Source organism: Capilliphycus salinus ALCB114379 (genome assembly GCF_047276495.1).
Classification (GTDB): domain Bacteria; phylum Cyanobacteriota; class Cyanobacteriia; order Cyanobacteriales; family Microcoleaceae; genus Capilliphycus; species Capilliphycus salinus.
Genome location: NZ_CP178543.1, coordinates 7032216 through 7049023 on the forward strand (window position 1 = coordinate 7032216; position 16808 = coordinate 7049023).

Sequence of the window (16808 nt, forward strand, 5' to 3'; positions counted from 1 at the left end):
AAGTAGAAGTTTATGAGACAGTTCATTTATCAATTTAGAGCAGATCGGGCCGATTGAATCACCAACTAGCCGGCTGTGAATTTGACGGGTGAGTTGGATGATCCTTTAACTAAAAATCGATTAATCTCAGTGGGAAACAATCAGATATGGATAGCAAAAGACAGTGGAATCAAACCTTTTTGTTAGTGGGAACTTTACTGATCGGTTCCTGTGCGGCTCAACCCCAAGCCGCCTCTCCACCGCCGGTTGTCGTCGGAATTGATCGGGTGGAGTCAACTCAAGTCCAAGAAAGTACAGAATTTGTAGCGCGAGTGGAAGGGGTGGAAAATGCGACCATTCGACCCCGGGCGAGCGGGTGGATTAAACAGGTGTATGTGAGATTGGGCGATCGCGTTTCGGCCGGCGATCGACTGATGTTGATTGATTCATCCCAACAGCAAGCGAATCTAGAAAGCCGACTCGCCGCAGTCGAATCAAGACGCGCTCAACTCGAAAGTGCGAAGGCAAATTTAGACTCTCAACGGGCAGAATTAAGGAGATTACAAGCGGAGTTAAGTTATCAATCCCAAGAAGCCAATTTAAGAGATGCTCAACAAACTTTAGAAGCAGAAATCCAAGAAAAACAGCGCATTCAATATGAACTTGAGTTTCTTTCGGAAGGGGCGAATTTGAGAGATGCTCAAGAACAATTAGAAGCGGCTCGTCGGGAGCGGGAACGGCGGGCGGTGGTCAAAGAAGAACGGGAAAGGGCTTTTGAGAGATATGAAAAGCTGTGGGAAGAAGGGGTAGTTTCTTCGGAAGCTTACGATCAGCGTTTGCGGGAAATTCGAGAAGCAGAAGCGAGTCTGGCTCAACAAGAAGATGCGGTGCGATCGGCAAAAGCCCAGGTGGTCGCCGCCCAACAGGATCTCGAACGTCGGACAAGCACGCTACAAGCTCAGATTAAAACTCAACAGAACCGAATCGAAGCCGCCCGGGCCAGGGTTGACAGTGCAGGACAGGCGTTTGAACGCCAAGTCGAAACTCTCAAGGCTCAAATTGCCAGCCAGGAAAAGGTAATTGATGCTCAACAAGCGGAGGTTAATCGTTTAGAACGGGAAATTCAACAAGCTCAAGCCGAAGCGACAGCCGAACAAGTTGAGCTTGAATATTACGATGTCGAAGCTCCGATTTCGGGAGTGGTGGGTAATTTGCCGGTAAAAGTGGGAGACTTTGTTGATAGTCAAACGACTTTAACCAGTATTCGACAAAATGATCGCTTAGAAGTGAATATCGATATTCCGGTTCAACGATTATCTGAGATTCGAGTCGGGACACCTGTGGAAGTGATTAGTCAAGAAACCGGTGAAGTGATTGGTACCAGTCGAGTTTCTTATATTTCTCCGAGTGCGGGAACGGACACTCAAACGATTTTAGTCAAAGCAATTTATAACAATCAAGAAAATCAATTGCGAACTGACCAAATAATTCGCGCCCGAGTGATTTGGGAACAACAACCGGGAATTACAGTACCCACAACGGCGATCAACCGCATTGGCGCTCAAAGCTTTGTGTTTGTGGTCGAGGAGCAAAATCAAGACGGTCAGCAAATGCTAATTGCCAAACAAAAACCTGTGGAGTTAGGAAGCATTCAAGGTCAAAGTTATGAGGTGATTTCTGGACTAAAAGCGGGCGATCGCATTGTGACCGAAGGGGTAGTAAAACTGCGGGATGGTACACCGGTGACGGAGCCAAATCAACAACAAGATCAAACATCCGGTTCTCCTTCGGCGATGTGAGTCTTGGAGATCGGCGGCGGGGTATTCCCAACCCAACCTCTGTGGGAGATAATGGCTTCAAACCCCAGAAATTGAATAACTTTAGAGAAGGCTTTTTATGCACGTCAGACAATTTTAGTCAAGACTCCGTTAACAAAATTCATCTATCAAAAGATAGAGATTCGGATCGAGTTGAATGGGACTTGAATGTTGCAATTGGGAGGTAAAAAAGATTAAATTTTTTAACAGAAGTGGTATTTTCAAAGATTAATAGGTTAAAACCCATACATTCTACTAGAAAGACAAGGAAAAAATCGAGTCCGAGTTTAGCTAACAATCGGTACTGATACCCGAAACTCATCTACCCCATTTTTTTTATATATGCTGTTATTCGTTAGCACCTTTATTAAAAGACCCGTTCTAACAACGGTTTGCACGATTATTGTGATTTTGGTTGGGGCGGTTTGTATTCCCCTGTTACCCATTACCCAATTACCCCAACTGGCGAACACTCAAATTAACGTAACGGCGGTCAATATTGGTGCCGATGCTAATACAACAGAAACCACCGTTACCACCCTGTTAGAGCGCGAAATTAACGGGGTAGAGGATATGAGATATATTTCCTCAAATACCGGAAATAACGGCGTTTCTAATATTTCCGTTGCTTTCCCCACGGATGTGGATCGAGACATCGCTCAGGTGAACGTTCAAAACCGAGTCTCCCAAGCCGAACCCACGTTACCGGATACGGTGCGCCAAACGGGAATATCGGTAACGGCGTCTTCCCCGAGCATTCTGTTGGTGATCGCCTTTTACTCCGACACGAACGATAACGGCAGATATCTCTACGATGATATCTTTATGAGTAATTACCTCGATCTCAACGTGATCGACCAGATCAGGCGAGTTCAAGGGGTAGGTCAGGCGACGATTTTCGGGGAACGACAGTATGCGATGCGAATTTGGCTCGATCCCCAACGGATGGCGGCTCGGGGACTGACGACTCAAGACGTGACGAATGCGCTACAGCAACAAAATATTCAAGTCGGTGCGGGAAAACTGGGTCAGAGTCCCACTCCCGAGGATCAACGGTTTGAAATTCCCCTACAAGCAACCAGTCGTTTACAAGGGGTTGAAGAATTTGAAGAATTGGTGCTGAAAGTTGGGGAAGATGGAACGCTTGTTCAACTGCGAGATGTGGGTCGAGCCGAACTGGGGGCGGAAAGTTATGATACCGTAGCCACCTTCCGAGGTCAACCCACCGTCGGAATTGGGATTTATCAACTTCCCGGAAGTAATGCGTTAGAAGTTGCCAACAAAGTCAAAGCAACAATGGCTGAGTTGAGCAAGAGTTTTCCACCGGGAATTAATTATGAAATTCCCTACGACACCACATTATTTATTTCGGCTTCTTTAAATGAAGTGGTGGTCACTTTAACTCAAGCCATTGGTTTGGTGATCTTAGTGATCTTTATTTTCCTACAAGATTGGCGAACGACTTTAATTCCTGCGGTTGCCATTCCGGTGGCGTTAATTGGGGCGATGGCGGGGTTAAAAGTGATGGGATTTGAACTCAATACCCTAACCCTATTTGCTTGTACTCTGGCAACTGGTTTAGTTGTAGATGATGCGATTGTAATTGTTGAGGCGGTTTCTCTGAAAATTGAACAGGGAATGAAACCCCGTCAAGCCGCTCTCGATGCGATGCAAGAACTCACCGGTGCCACGATTGCCACGTCTTTGGTGTTGATGGCGGTGTTTATTCCGGTATCTTTCTTTCCAGGAACGACAGGAATTATCTTTAAACAATTTGCCTTAACGATTGCCTTTGCGGTTGCCTGTTCGACCTTTAACGCCCTGACGTTTTCGCCCAGTATGTCCGGGGTATTGTTGCGTCCAAAAGAGCCAACGAAAGGGCCTTTGGGATGGTTGTTTAGAGAGTTTAATCAGGGGTTTGGTTGGGTTCAAAATCAGTATGCCAAACTGATTCATTTTTTGGTTCGGATTAATACTCTGGTGATGGGAATTTTTGCCGGGGGTTTGGTTTTGACCTTTTTTATGTATCAATGGGTGCCTTCGGGATTTGTACCGGAAGAAGACCAGGGCTATTTTATTATTCTGTTTCAAGCGCCAGAAGGGGTTTCTCTCAACTATACGGCAGAAGCAACCCAAGAAATTACCGATCGGGTGTTAGAAATTCCAGAAGTTCGAGGGACTTTTGGCATTGCTGGATTTAGTTTTAACGGAACAAATCCCAGTCAAGGGATTATGTTTGTTCCGCTTAAACCCTGGTCAGAACGTCCCAACCCCGACCAATCGGTTTATAGTATTTTAGGCCGGATTAACGGTTCTTTGCAGAGTATTACCCAAGTGCGAGCCTTTGCGGTGAATGCGCCGCCCGTCCAGGGGTTGAGCAGTACGGGGGGGTTTGAATTTCAACTTCAAGATCGCACCGGAACTTTGCCGATTTCGGCTTTGCTGGAAAATGGATATCGCTTAATTGGGGCGGTGAATTCCGATCAATATCCGGCGGTGGGGGCGGCTTTTAGTCAATTTACGGCGAATAAGGCTCAGAAAGAAATTGAAGTGATTCGCGATCGCGCCAACGCTCTCAATGTCAATATTAGCGAGATTTTTAGAACTTTACAAACTTATTTTGGTTCGGCTTACGTGAGCGATTTTGTTCTCGGACAGCGACAATATCGCGTTTACATTCAAGCCGAAGCCGACGCCCGCACCGACCCCCAGGATATTGAAAAACTCTACGTGCGATCGGCTAATAATGAGATGATTCCGTTGAGCAGTTTGATTAAAGTGACCGATTTTGTCGGCCCGGAAACGATTACTCACTTTAATATTTTCCGCTCGATGTTGATTCAAGGAAATCCCGCCCCCGGCTACAGTAGCGGACAGGCGATCGCCGCGATGGAACAGGCTGCCGCCCAGGTGCTTGACCCCGGTTTTGGCTTTGCTTGGCAGGGAAGCGCCCTGGAAGAAAAATCTTCGGGGGGTGCGGCGCCGATTATTTTTGGTTTGGGGTTTGTGATGGTGTTTTTGGTGCTGTCGGCGCAGTACGAAAGTTATATTGATCCTTTGATTATTATGTTATCGGTACCGCTGGCGGTTTTGGGGGCGCTGTCGGCGATTTGGTTCCGCTCTAATGTGTTGATGGCGGGGGGTCTTTGGCCGGTGGTGACCAATGATGTTTACTGTCAGGTGGCGCTGGTGATGTTGATTGGTTTGGCGTCTAAAAACTCGATTTTAATTGTGGAGTTTGCTAACCAATTGCGCGATAAAGGATTGAGTATTAAAAAGGCGGCGGTACAAGCGGCCGAACAACGGTTTAGACCGATTCAAATGACGGCGATTTCTTCTTTAATTGGCTTTTGGCCGTTGGTGGTGGCGTCGGGTGCGGGTGCTTCGAGTCGTTGGTCTTTGGGAACGGCAATTTTTGGCGGGATGTTGGTGGGTACGGTGTTAAGTTTGTTGATTACGCCGAATCTTTTTATTGCGGTGAAAACTTTGGAGGCTCGTGTGTTGAAAGGGGAAAAATTGGATAAAAGCGATGGGGATGATGATTCTAATGGGGATGGGGGTTTATTAAGAAGAAATGGTCGCAATGGTAGCGCAGAGTCTGAGTCTAATGGTAGTTCTCAACCGGCAGAGGCGGCTCCCAATCAAGCGTTACGGATAAATCATCAACCTTCCGATCCGACTGGGGAAGGGGTTTAGGTTTGCTGTTTATTGAATGATGAATTGATGCTATGACTGAGGAAGAAAAACAGCCGAAAAGTCCCGATGTTGAGGGAGATAAAGCGGATATGCTTTCGGGGTCAAATGAGTCTTCAACGACCGAGTTAGCACTGTCTAAGTTGTCTCAGCGGGTTGAACAGTTAGAGCAACAGTTGAGTAATGCGCTGTTGTTGTTGAGTGATATTTATCGCTATGAAAAGTTGCGGGATTTGTTGGCAGCGCAGCAGTGGAAAGAAGCGGATCTGGAAACGACAAAGGTGATGTTGGAAATTGCCGGACAGAGTAATCACGATAATATTACTCCCGATGATTTGATGTTGTTTCCTTGTAGTGGTTTGCGCTTGATCGATAGACTTTGGTGCAAGTACAGCAACGATCATTTTGGGTTTAGCCGACAACAACAGATTTATGTGAGTGAAGGGGGAACCGATGATATTTCTAATATTGATTTGAAGGTTTTAGAAAAGGTTGGCGATCGCCTGGGATGGCGGGATAATAATAAATGGTTAGCTTACGATCAGTTAGATTTTAGTTTATCGGCGCCGTTGGGTTGTCATCCGTCTAACTGGTGGCGTTCGGCTTATGGTGCGAAGATGGCGGTTTATTTTCTAGCGCGACTGATGCGCTGTGATGTCACGTCTAATGTATCGCTTGTAGCAGAGGACACAGAAAATGTTTAAAGATTGGTCTGCGGATGATTGGATTAATCATATTTTATTTGGCGTGACCGTTTTACTGTTGCTGGCTTCTTTCTTTTTCGCTTAAGTGGGTTGAAATTTGGCTTGAAATTTATATAAATTATCCTTGATTTCCGCCCCCGACCGTTAAATCACAGTCTCTTAAGTTTTGGTTAAAAAGCGTTTATGAGATTTTATCCTACTGTTTGAATTTTCGTAAAATTGACTTTGTAATTTCTCAAACCTTTGCTAAAACGGAAATAGGGATTTAACAAAAAATCTCAATAGAAGTGAGATCGGGGGGAAAATCCAATGAATACAAGGCTGATTTTGTTTTCGGGGATAGTTATGGCTGTTCTGGGTTCTGTGTTTGGCTTGGCGGTTTCTAAACTGCACCAGGACCGATATCAGTGCTGCGATTATATTATTGGCAGCAGTGATGTGGGTTATTCTCAGTTAAAAGAGCCAGGTAAATACGCAATGGCGGGAGCGGCGATGGGGTTTGCAGTGGGTTCGGTTTTGGAGACGGTACGGCAGCTTAAGCCGGAAGAAAACGAAGAATAAGTATTTCAATCAATAGTCTATCACAAAATTTATAGAAAAACCAGAAAAAGATAGAAATAGATAGAGGAGCGGAAGAATTTCCAAAGTTGACGAATTCCTCCGCTTTGAAATTCTACTTTTCGATGCGGTGAATTTTCAAGAAATTGGTTCCTCGTGCGTGTTTTGTGGGAATGCCGGCAACAATCAAAATTTGATCATCGATATTAACTAATTTGCGGTCTAAAAGCAAGGTTTGGGCTTGGTCAATTAACCCTTCAAAAGAAGCAACTTCGTGAGCGAGCAAAATCGGTTGTACACCCCAAACTAAGTTTAAACGGTGGTAAGTAATCTCATCGGGTGTAAAGGCAATAACAGGCGCTTTCGGGCGTTCGGCGGCGGCTAATTCAGCAGTATAACCCGTGCTGGTATAAGCGACAATACACTTGAGGGGGAGAATTTTATCGATGGTATTTAAGGCTTCACTCAACGCATGAGTTTCGTCAGATTCGGCGGGAGGATAGTTAATAAATTTCAATTCCGGTTCGACATCGGAGGCAATTTTGCAAAGCATTTCTACCGCTTTAACCGGAAAATGACCAACGGCTGATTCTCCCGACAACATCACCGCATCCGTACCATCAATAATTGCATTGGCAACATCGGAAGCTTCTGCACGAGTTGGACGGGGATTGTTAATCATACTTTCCAACATTTGGGTTGCAGTAATCACCGGAATTCCTTTTTGATTGCAGAGTTTAATAATTTGTTTTTGCAACAAAGGCACTCTTTCGGGACTCATTTCTACTCCCAAATCCCCTCGGGCGACCATCAAACCATCGCACTCATTCATAATAGCTTCGAGGTTGGCAACGGCTTGCGGTTTCTCAATTTTTGCCATCACGGGAATATGTTCAGACCCGTGTTTTTTGAGAAATGCTTTTAAATTTTGAACGTCTTCAGCCCGACGAACAAAACTGAGAGAAACCCAATCAATTCCTTGAGATAAACCAAATTCTAAATCTTGCATATCCTTTTCCGTCATCGAAGGCAGTTGCAAAATTAAACTGGGTAAATTTACACCTTTGCGACTTTTTAATAAGCCCCCTTCAATCACTTTACATTTTACCGCTTTGCCGGAAATGTCTTCAATTTTTAATTCTAACAGTCCATCATCCAGTAAAATTTGCGCTCCCAATTCGGCTTCTTCTGCTAAATAGGGATAATCAATAGAAACAGTATTGGGTTGATTGTCATACTCATCAACCGGAACTAAAGTCAGGTATTCACCCGTGATTAATTCTACCGCACCATCGGGTAATTGACCCACACGAATTTTCGGCCCTTGTAAATCTTGTAATAGGGTAATTGGAGTCTCTAATTCTAGAGAAACATCCCGTAACATTTTAACGGTTTTGGCATGATCTTCGTAGCTACCATGAGAAAAATTCAATCGGGCGACATTCATACCCGCTAACGCCATTTGTTTGAGGATGTTGGGGTCTTGACTAGCAGGACCAATCGTGGCTACAATTTTGGTTCGGTGAGTTAGCGTTTGCATAAGTTGAATCTGTTAGCACTTAGAGGTTGATTAAAAGTTCCCGGTTTGGGAAGATTTGATTTTCTTTTCAGTCGATAAAGAACAAAATCAGATAAATCCGTAAAAAACAACAGATTTTCTAATGATTTGGGAAAAGGGGAAAATTTGCCGTTTCTAGAGTTCGAGTTTATCGATATATTCTCTTAAAGTTTGAGCGGACTTCTGTAGGAGTTTTTCTTCATTTTCAGCCAGGGAAAAATTCATCACTTTCATAACGCCTTCCCGGTTGACAATGGAAGGTAAACTAATACAAATTTCGGGGAGTCCGTACATTCCATCCACATAGGTACTGACGGTCATAATTCGGTTTTGATTCCGAAGAATAGCTTTCACAATATCGGTGACGGCTAAACCAATAGCATAAGAAGTATATCCTTTGCGTTTGATAATCTCATAGGCGGCGTTTTTGACCTGTTCAAAAATATCATTTAATTCGGCAATATTACAGGCTGGACTTCCTTCCCAGTCTCCATCACAGATTTTCATTCCCGCCACATTTGCTTTACTCCAAACGGGAACTTCACTATCACCATGTTCTCCGATAATATAAGCGTGAACGCTGCGGGGGTCAATATCGAGTCGGTGAGAAAGTAAAGCCCGAAAACGAGCGGTATCTAATATAGTTCCTGACCCAAAAACTCGGGAACTGGGAAAACCTGAAAGCTTCAAACTAACATAGGTCATAATGTCAACCGGGTTGGCGACAATAAGTAAAATTGCATTCGGACAATGTTTGGCTATATCTCCAATTAAACCCCGAAAAATTTTGACATTGCGGTGCAATAAATCCAGACGAGTTTCGCCTTCTTTTTGACTAGAACCTGCTGTTACAATGACAACATCTGCATCTTTTCCAACATCTGCAACCGTTCCCGCTTTGATGCGAGTTGGAGAGATAAAAGGAACGCCATGTAACAAGTCCATGACTTCCCCTTCGACTTTTTCGGCGGCGATATCTTGTAAGATGAGTTCATCAAAACAATCTTGAATTAAGATAGAATAGGCGCAAGCCATTCCCACTTGACCCGCTCCCAAAATCACACCTTTACGGGGTTTAATTTTACTTTTTAAGTTTTCTACATCAGGATGTACATTAAACAATCCCTCAAACATAAATCCTCCTGTAAATTGATGGGTTTTGGGTCTAATCAATTCCCAATAAATGGTACACAGTGATACAATTTAGTGAGCTTGAGTTTTTATACAACAGTTAAAACGCTTCTAACTGAATCACACCCGATTTTAACACTATATTTTTCAGATTACACAAGTAGGATGGGATGGATCACCTATTCTTAACCCCAATTCTAAATCTTCTTAACCCCGAGTGAGTCTCATCTCAACAAAAATAAATTATTCATCTACCTTTTGAAATAAAATGAGTAAAGAAACATCTCACATTTTAAGGTTTGACATCTATAAACAGATATATTTTGAGAAATTTTATGGCTTTTTAACTTAAAGAAAACTTATGTTTAAATGAAAAGACTAGATCAATATCCCAGATTAATATTAAAATAATCTTGTAAAGTTTTGTTATACTCCGCTTCTGTGTTAAGAGTATGTTCCTCTCGTTGACCGTTTTGGGTGATAATTAATCGATTATCGCTTAATGTGACTCGACCTGTCGGCGTGGCTTTGGTACAGATACGACTCCGAGTAAATATTGATTGGGGAGAGGTTTGATTGTATTCGCAGGTTGTTTGAAAATCGGTTAAATTTCTCGGGGTTAATGTAAAACAATATTGAGGTTTATAATCTCCCTCTTTTTTATAGTAAAATATCCAAGTCTCATCATTATTTATCAGTTTGTAATGTTCTCTCTTTTGGATTTGTTCTGTTGAATTTTCCAGTTTTAAAGGATAAAGAAAAGAATCTCCAAAACCCACATCAACCAACCAAGACTCTGTATCTTTTACCAATAGGGTTAAATGACCAAATTCTCGCCCAAAATTACCATCTTCTCGCGCCACTTGAGCGGAAAGTAGAGTCACCTTAAAACCCAGTTGTTGAAGCAGCCAAGAAAATAAAGAATTGAGTTCATAACAGAATCCCCCTCGATGCTGTCGAACAATTTTATGGTATAACGCTTCTAAATTGAGATGAATGGGTTGGTTGAGATGGATGCTGAGATTTTCAAAGGGAACCGCAAGTAAGTGACAGTAATGCAGTTGATGAAGCGTCTCAAGATTAGGTTCAAGAGAACGTGAATAGTTAATTCGATTTAAGTATGTGGTCACATCCATAATAAACTGGCTATTTGTTGTCTATTCCATTAGAGGTTTTATTATAAAATTGCTGTTCAATCTGACGATATTTCGGAACATCAATTAATTGTTCAAATTCCTGAAAACTGACCAAATTTTCTAGATTTGCTGTACTTCCGGTTTCTTTTAATTGACGCAAACAATCCGTCATCGCTTTAGTCACTGTAAATAAACCCGATAACGGAAAAAAGACGATTTTAAAACCCAACTGTTGCAATTCTTGCGCCGATAACTGGGGCGTTTTTCCCCCTTATATGATATTCGCAACTAAAGGAATATTCGGCAAAGCCTCAGCAATTTTAACCAGTTCTTCTTGAGACTGGGGCGCTTCGATAAAAATCGCATCCGCCCCCGCTTCAAAATAAGCATTTCCCCGGTTAATCGCTTCATCTAAACCCAAAGAAGCGCGAGCATCTGTCCGCCCAATAATCACTAAATTACTCTCGCCTCTCGCCTCAACTGCGGCTTTAATTTTAGCAATGTGTTCGCTCGTGGAAATCACCCGTTTTCCTTCAAAGTGACCGCATTTTTTCGGCCATTCTTGGTCTTCCAAAAGAATTCCAGAAACCCCCAAATTCACCGCATCTTTCACCGTGCGAATTACATTTAAAACGTTACCATAACCCGTATCCAAATCTGCAATTAACGGAATATTAATCGACCGAACAATTCGACCAATACTATAAAACATTTCTGTCGCCGTGAGAAAGCCGTAGTCGGGTAAACCAAGGCTGGATGCGGCGATACCAAACCCGCTGGTGGCGACGACTTCAAAGCCTAACTGTTCGGCAATTTTAGCGCTCAAACAGTCATAAATACCGGGAATGACCAAAATTTCTGATTGTTCGAGTCGGGTTCTGAGTTGATTTCCAAAAGACATAGGGCAATGTTAAACCTCTATAATTTAGGATACACCGATTTCTGTCGTTAATCCTATAAATTTTTACAAGCCGATGACACCTCAAAAAATCATTCAGCAGTTTATCTTTGCAATAGCAGTCGGCTTTTTATTCTACTGGCTGAATATTCCGGTCGGTTGGCTACTCGGGCCAATGATTGTTGGAATTTTGTCTGCTACAGTTTTAGGTTATCCTCAACCCTTACCTAGCATTTTTATGACATTGGGGAAGGCTTTTTTGGGGTTGGCAACAGCAGTGCGTTTTTCTCCAGATACTCTAATTCTTGCTGCTAATTATGCCATTCCTCTCTTACTTTGTATTGCAGTTACGGGAATTATGAGCTTATTTCACGGTTATTTATTAGCTCGTTTTTCAGGAATTGATCGCGTTACAGGATTGTTAGCTTTTATTCCCGGTTTGGCGTCGAGTATTGTGGCAATTGGCGAAGAAATGGGAGCGGATGCGGTGGCAATTGCTTTGTTTCAATACTTGCGTTTATTGTTAGTTATTCTCATTGTTCCGACTTTGGCAACTTTCTTGTTTCCAGCCAATCCTGAGAGTGTAAATACAGTTCCAAGTTTGACAACAGAGGAATCTTCAATTCCTTTAGTTTCTAATTTGTTTATCTTGGGAATTTGTTCGGGTTTGGGGATTTGGTTAGGACAGAAATTTAATTTACCTGCGTCTGGATTTCTCGGCACATTTATTGTCGGTTTAGTTTTATTTTGGACGTTTCCCGAGTACATCCAAGTTCCTCAATGGCTCTTTCAAACGGGATTATTATTTGTCGGACTTTCTATCGGATTAAAATTTAATGTTCAAACCGTTCGCCAACTGTTTAAAGCGGTGTTAATTGAGGCGGGATTAGTCATTTCTCTGATTTTTTGTTGTTTGGCAATTGGATATGGATTTCATCAAATTGCAGAAGTTGATATTGTCACCGCTATTTTAGGATTAACACCCGGAGGATTTGAAGCGATGATAGCAACAGTTGTGCAGCTTGGCGGCGATACAAGTTTGGTTTTAGCAATGCAATTAACCCGAATGTTAATGATTCTTTTGTTGGCTCCCTGGTTAACGGCTTTTGTCAGGAAACAGGACGAAAAAGATGTATAACTCCTAACAATGTTTAAAAAGATAAACTCGGATTGATTTGTGAAAATAATTCAGCTATCATGGGTTTAAACTTGTGTAATTTACAACGATGTCTGAAGCATTTCTCTTTGATAGACTCATTAAAAATGTTCGGGTTGTTCGTCCTCATCAGCCTACTGTAGAAACGTTAGATATTGGGATTAAGGATGGAAAATTCGTTCAAATAGAACCCAATCTCAACCCCGAACAGGCTCAACAAACCTTCGATGGAAATCAGCTTTTAGCCTTTCCGGGTGTGGTGGATGCTCATATGCACGTTGGAATTTATCAACCGCTAAACCAAGATGCTGTTACCGAGAGTAAAGCCGCAGCAATGGGAGGTGTAACGACCAGTTTAAACTATATTCGCACGGGTCAATATTATCTCAATCAAGGCGGAAGTTACCATCAGTTTTTTCCGAAAGTGTTAGCACTGTCTGAGGGTAATTTTTATGTTGATTACGGTTATCATGTCGCCCCAATAGCCGCCGAACATCTCCAAGAAATGCCCCAACTTTTTGAGGAATTTGGAGTATCTTCGTTTAAAATTTTTATGTTTTATGGCGGTTATGGGTTGCACGGACTCTCCGACCAGCAAAATTTATTTTTAATGATAAATAAAGAAGAACGCTACGACGTGGCTCACTTTGAGTTTATCATGCGAAGTTTAACTCAAATGCGCGAAAAATATCCCGATTATCAAGATTATCTCAGCCTGAGTTTACACTGTGAAATTGCGGAAATATTGAGCGCCTATACCAAAATTGTTCAACAGGATAATACCCTAACCGGACTGAAAGCTTATAGTGCGGCTCGTCCTCCCCATTCGGAAGGTTTGGCGATTTGTATTGCGTCCTATCTCGCCCATGAAACCAACTGTATTAATATCAATTTACTCCACTTAAGTTCCCGCAAAGCCATTGAAGCCGCTTTGATGATGCAAGCCACATTTCCTCATATTAATTTCCGTCGAGAAGTCACCGTCGGACATTTGCTTTTAGATGTGGATGCACCGACAGGAAAATGGGCAAAAGTTAATCCTCCCATTCGTCCGCGAGAGGATGTAGAATTTTTATGGCAAGCGGTTTTAAACGGTCAAATTGATTGGGTTGTTAGCGATCACGCTTGTTGTTCAGCCGAACAAAAAGTTTCTCAACAAAACCCCGAAAATATTTGGTTAGCGAAGTCGGGTTTTGGCGGGACTGAATATTTATTATCCGGGGTTTTTAGCGAAGGAAATAAACGGGGAATGACTTATAATCAAATGTCTAAATTATTATCTTGGAATCCTGCACAGCGATTTGGGCTGTTAGAAAAAGGGGATATTGCTGTTGGTTACGATGCGGATTTGGTGTTAGTTGATCCCAATGAAACGTTTACCGTTCGGGCGGATAAATCACCCTCTCAGCAAGGTTATACTCCCTTTGAAGGTATGGAATTAACCGGACGAGTTAAAAGTACATTTCTTCGCGGAAATTTAATTTATCACAACGGAGAAATTCTCGGTTCGCCTCAAGGACGTTATTTAAAACGACCCTATGGAAACCATAAAATATCTATCATTAAACCTATGTAAAATTATTTTGAAATTTTACGTTATTACTCACCATATTCATCCTTACACCATATCTCGGCATCAAGATCTTGGGCTAGAAAATCAAAACTATCGGGAAAAATATATTGATCTTCTAGTTCAATTAGAATTTTTTTTAGTTTTCTTAAATGACGATCAATTTGCCGTTTCAATTTCTTATTTTCAGAGAATTCTCTCTCTCTAGTTGGTTGTAATGGTTGTGATTTTTCTTTAGCTATATGAACCGAAAGAATAGGTTTTATTTGTTCTCGATTTTTTGAATCACTAAGCTGTTTTTCTATTTCCTCTCTTTCTCTATTAAGAGTTTGAATTAATTTTTCTTTTGCTTCAATCTCTTTGTCTTTATCTACGTTCTCTGCTTTTAAATTTTTAATATGTTGTTCTAAATTTTCTATTTCTTCAAATAATTTTTGAAGTTCTTGTTCTAAACGAGAATTGTTATCTTTTAAATTAGAGATAATCTTTCTCTGTGTTTCTATTTCTCTCTCAAGTTCCTTGTGTTTAAGCTGATCATTTTTTCCTGAATTTTCAAAGTTTTCGTTTTTCTTGTGTAACGACTTAATCTCGTTTTTTAGCCTTGTTTCTTGTTGATGATGTTCTTGATTTTTTTTATCTAAATCACTATTTAATTTTGATAATCTACTTATTTCTTTTTCCAAACTTGGCAAGGAACTGTTTTCATAAATGTTTATAATATGTTTGATTTTAATTACGATAAATTGCCATGAACACGTCATAAAAGTATTGTTAACCATAGAGCTATTTTGGATCATATCAAAAAGTTCATTTCTACAGCTTTCATATTCTTCTAATTGTTTTTTTAGGTCGGTTAGTTTGATATTTAAATTTGATTTTTCTGTTTCCAAATTTGATTTTTCTTTTTTTATATTATGTATGTATCTAAGTAATATGACAATTAAAGCAATAATGATAATTAAAGCAATAATGATAATTAAGTTATTCGATAAACTAGAGGCAAAACCAAGACAATTAAGTTTTTCAACTTTAGACATCTTATTAGTCTCCAAGTAAATTACTAAATATCGTTTTTTCGGAAAATCTATTGAATTTCGCGATGAACCTTGTCAAATACTAAATAGACCTCTATCAAAATTTTAGCGATGTTTTATCGTAGTTAATGCTTGTGAGTGACTGTTTCTAATTTAAACCTGTAATTGATAATCGTCAATTAGAGAAATTACTGATATTGATAATTCGCCTTATTTCTCAAGTCTCCGTAATTTTACGGAAGTTATACGTTCTTTGATGAAAAAATAAATTTTTATGCTAAAATAGAGCCAAGTTTAATTTGTTCAGTCGCATTTCTATGACTGAGATAACCTCAAAAATCGAACTTCCACCCCCTTTCCCAGACCATACTCAACTCCCCGAGTCGGATGGTACATTTGTGAAAAATTTTCAGGAGCATCCCCAGAGTATTTTACTCACAGATTCTATCGGCCCAATCTTACAAAAAATTCATCCAGACGGACAATATGCCATCGGTCAAGATTGCGGGATTTATTGGCGAGAAACTGACCCGCCCGAAAAAGGAGCGGAAGCACCGGACTGGTTTTATGTTCCGAATGTTCCGCCCAAACTTGACGGTCAAATTCGTCGTTCTTATGTTTTGTGGCGGGAATTTATGGCTCCTTTAATTGCCTTAGAATTTGCTAGCGGAAACGGTGACGAAGAACGGGATAATACACCGTTATCTCGAATGGGAGAAAAGACCAAACCGGGTAAATTCTGGGTCTATGAGCAAATTATTCGCATTCCCTATTACGGCATTTATGAAATCAATAGTAGCAAGTTAGAAGTTTACACTCATCAAAACGGCTATTATCAAAAAATGTCTCCCAATGAGCGCGAACATTATCCGATTTCACCTTTAGGAATAGAGTTGGGATTGTGGCAAGGTCGCTATCAAAATCAAGACCAATTGTGGTTAAGATGGTGGGATAATGAAGGCAATTTGTTGTTAATAGGAGATGAACGCGCCGAACGAGCCGAACAAGAGCGCAAAAATGCCATTCCTCGGTTGTTGGGAATGGGTTTAAGCGTTGAACAGGTGGCGGAAGCGCTCAACCTCAGCGTCGAACAAGTTCAACAACAAATTTAAACTTCTGACAACCCATTATTTGATTTTTGCTTCAAAATATAGAAGGAGTCATTTAAGAGGTATCTCTATGTTTCCTTTTTTCAATCCCTGCTGGAATTGGGACAGCCCATCGAATTCTCGCAAAGCCTATCAAGAGCGCAAACTGCAATTTTTGAAGTGGATGCGAGATGACCTTGAAACTCGACTGGCTGGACTGAATGCGGCGATAGAAACTGTTGAACGCCAACTTAATCAAGAGTAAGCGCGATCAACTTTAAAGTTTAAAACTTGACATTTAAAATAGGGTTGGATTTATAAGTCTATCATCCCAACCTTATTGATAATATTTTACCACAAGTTAGCGATTAACGCTAACTTTTTTATTGATTACTTTGGGAAAGATTTTAAATAATATTATGAGTAGTATTTACATAAATTACTTGACATGAATATATTCAGATAGCAAAATAGTAAAAATAGTTC

General features: G+C 41.2%; 14 protein-coding genes. 8 read left to right on the forward strand and 6 right to left on the reverse strand.

Annotation, left to right across the window (positions count from 1 at the left end):
* Positions 1 to 146: 146 nt before the first annotated feature.
* From ACL6C3_RS28515 to ACL6C3_RS28530, 4 genes are all read left to right on the forward strand, one after another.
* On the forward strand, positions 147 to 1778 hold the full coding sequence (locus ACL6C3_RS28515; RefSeq protein WP_413163272.1) for an efflux RND transporter periplasmic adaptor subunit: 1632 nt from the start codon (positions 147 to 149) through the stop codon (positions 1776 to 1778).
* Positions 1779 to 2138: 360 nt separating this feature from the next.
* Positions 2139 to 5492: an efflux RND transporter permease subunit gene (locus tag ACL6C3_RS28520; protein WP_413163275.1), complete on the forward strand. Its 3354-nt coding sequence runs from the start codon at positions 2139 to 2141 to the stop codon at positions 5490 to 5492.
* A 32-nt stretch (positions 5493 to 5524) separates the two neighbouring features.
* Positions 5525 to 6193 carry a GUN4 domain-containing protein gene (locus ACL6C3_RS28525; protein ID WP_413163278.1) on the forward strand — a complete coding sequence of 223 codons (669 nt, stop codon included), beginning with the start codon at positions 5525 to 5527 and terminating at the stop codon, positions 6191 to 6193.
* A gap of 345 nt (positions 6194 to 6538) precedes the next feature.
* Positions 6539 to 6754, forward strand: coding sequence for a hypothetical protein (locus ACL6C3_RS28530; protein WP_413163280.1), 216 nt, complete (start codon positions 6539 to 6541; stop codon positions 6752 to 6754).
* Positions 6755 to 6866: 112 nt separating this feature from the next.
* Here the strand turns inward: ACL6C3_RS28530 and pyk are convergent, their stop codons facing one another.
* From pyk to ACL6C3_RS28555, 5 genes are all read right to left on the reverse strand, one after another.
* Positions 6867 to 8291 (reverse strand): pyruvate kinase, encoded by a 1425-nt coding sequence (pyk, locus tag ACL6C3_RS28535; RefSeq protein WP_413163281.1) that lies wholly within the window; start codon positions 8289 to 8291, stop codon positions 6867 to 6869.
* Positions 8292 to 8444: 153 nt separating this feature from the next.
* Positions 8445 to 9443, reverse strand: coding sequence for an L-lactate dehydrogenase (locus ACL6C3_RS28540; protein ID WP_413163283.1), 999 nt, complete (start codon positions 9441 to 9443; stop codon positions 8445 to 8447).
* Positions 9444 to 9823: 380 nt separating this feature from the next.
* A complete protein-coding gene (locus ACL6C3_RS28545; RefSeq protein ID WP_413163285.1) occupies positions 9824 to 10576 on the reverse strand; it encodes an arylamine N-acetyltransferase family protein in 753 nt (250 codons plus the stop codon).
* A 10-nt stretch (positions 10577 to 10586) separates the two neighbouring features.
* A complete protein-coding gene (locus ACL6C3_RS28550) occupies positions 10587 to 10748 on the reverse strand; it encodes a hypothetical protein (RefSeq protein ID WP_413163288.1) in 162 nt (53 codons plus the stop codon).
* Between the two features lie 99 nt (positions 10749 to 10847).
* Positions 10848 to 11477 carry an isocitrate lyase/PEP mutase family protein gene (locus tag ACL6C3_RS28555; RefSeq protein WP_413163290.1) on the reverse strand — a complete coding sequence of 210 codons (630 nt, stop codon included), beginning with the start codon at positions 11475 to 11477 and terminating at the stop codon, positions 10848 to 10850.
* A 73-nt stretch (positions 11478 to 11550) separates the two neighbouring features.
* On the opposite strand from ACL6C3_RS28555, the gene ACL6C3_RS28560 reads away from it, so the two are divergent.
* Together ACL6C3_RS28560 and ACL6C3_RS28565 are read left to right on the forward strand one after the other, a co-directional pair.
* Entirely contained in the window at positions 11551 to 12612 is a 1062-nt protein-coding gene (locus ACL6C3_RS28560) for an AbrB family transcriptional regulator (RefSeq protein WP_413163292.1), read from the forward strand.
* An 88-nt stretch (positions 12613 to 12700) separates the two neighbouring features.
* The gene (locus ACL6C3_RS28565) at positions 12701 to 14206 is read left to right on the forward strand and encodes a dihydroorotase (RefSeq protein ID WP_413163294.1); all 1506 of its coding nucleotides are present in this window, start codon (positions 12701 to 12703) and stop codon (positions 14204 to 14206) included.
* A gap of 23 nt (positions 14207 to 14229) precedes the next feature.
* Here the strand turns inward: ACL6C3_RS28565 and ACL6C3_RS28570 are convergent, their stop codons facing one another.
* Positions 14230 to 15237, reverse strand: coding sequence for a hypothetical protein (locus ACL6C3_RS28570; RefSeq protein WP_413163297.1), 1008 nt, complete (start codon positions 15235 to 15237; stop codon positions 14230 to 14232).
* A 314-nt stretch (positions 15238 to 15551) separates the two neighbouring features.
* On the opposite strand from ACL6C3_RS28570, the gene ACL6C3_RS28575 reads away from it, so the two are divergent.
* Positions 15552 to 16346: a Uma2 family endonuclease gene (locus tag ACL6C3_RS28575; protein WP_413163300.1), complete on the forward strand. Its 795-nt coding sequence runs from the start codon at positions 15552 to 15554 to the stop codon at positions 16344 to 16346.
* A gap of 67 nt (positions 16347 to 16413) precedes the next feature.
* Positions 16414 to 16587, forward strand: coding sequence for a hypothetical protein (locus ACL6C3_RS28580; protein WP_413163302.1), 174 nt, complete (start codon positions 16414 to 16416; stop codon positions 16585 to 16587).
* Positions 16588 to 16808 lie beyond the last annotated feature (221 nt).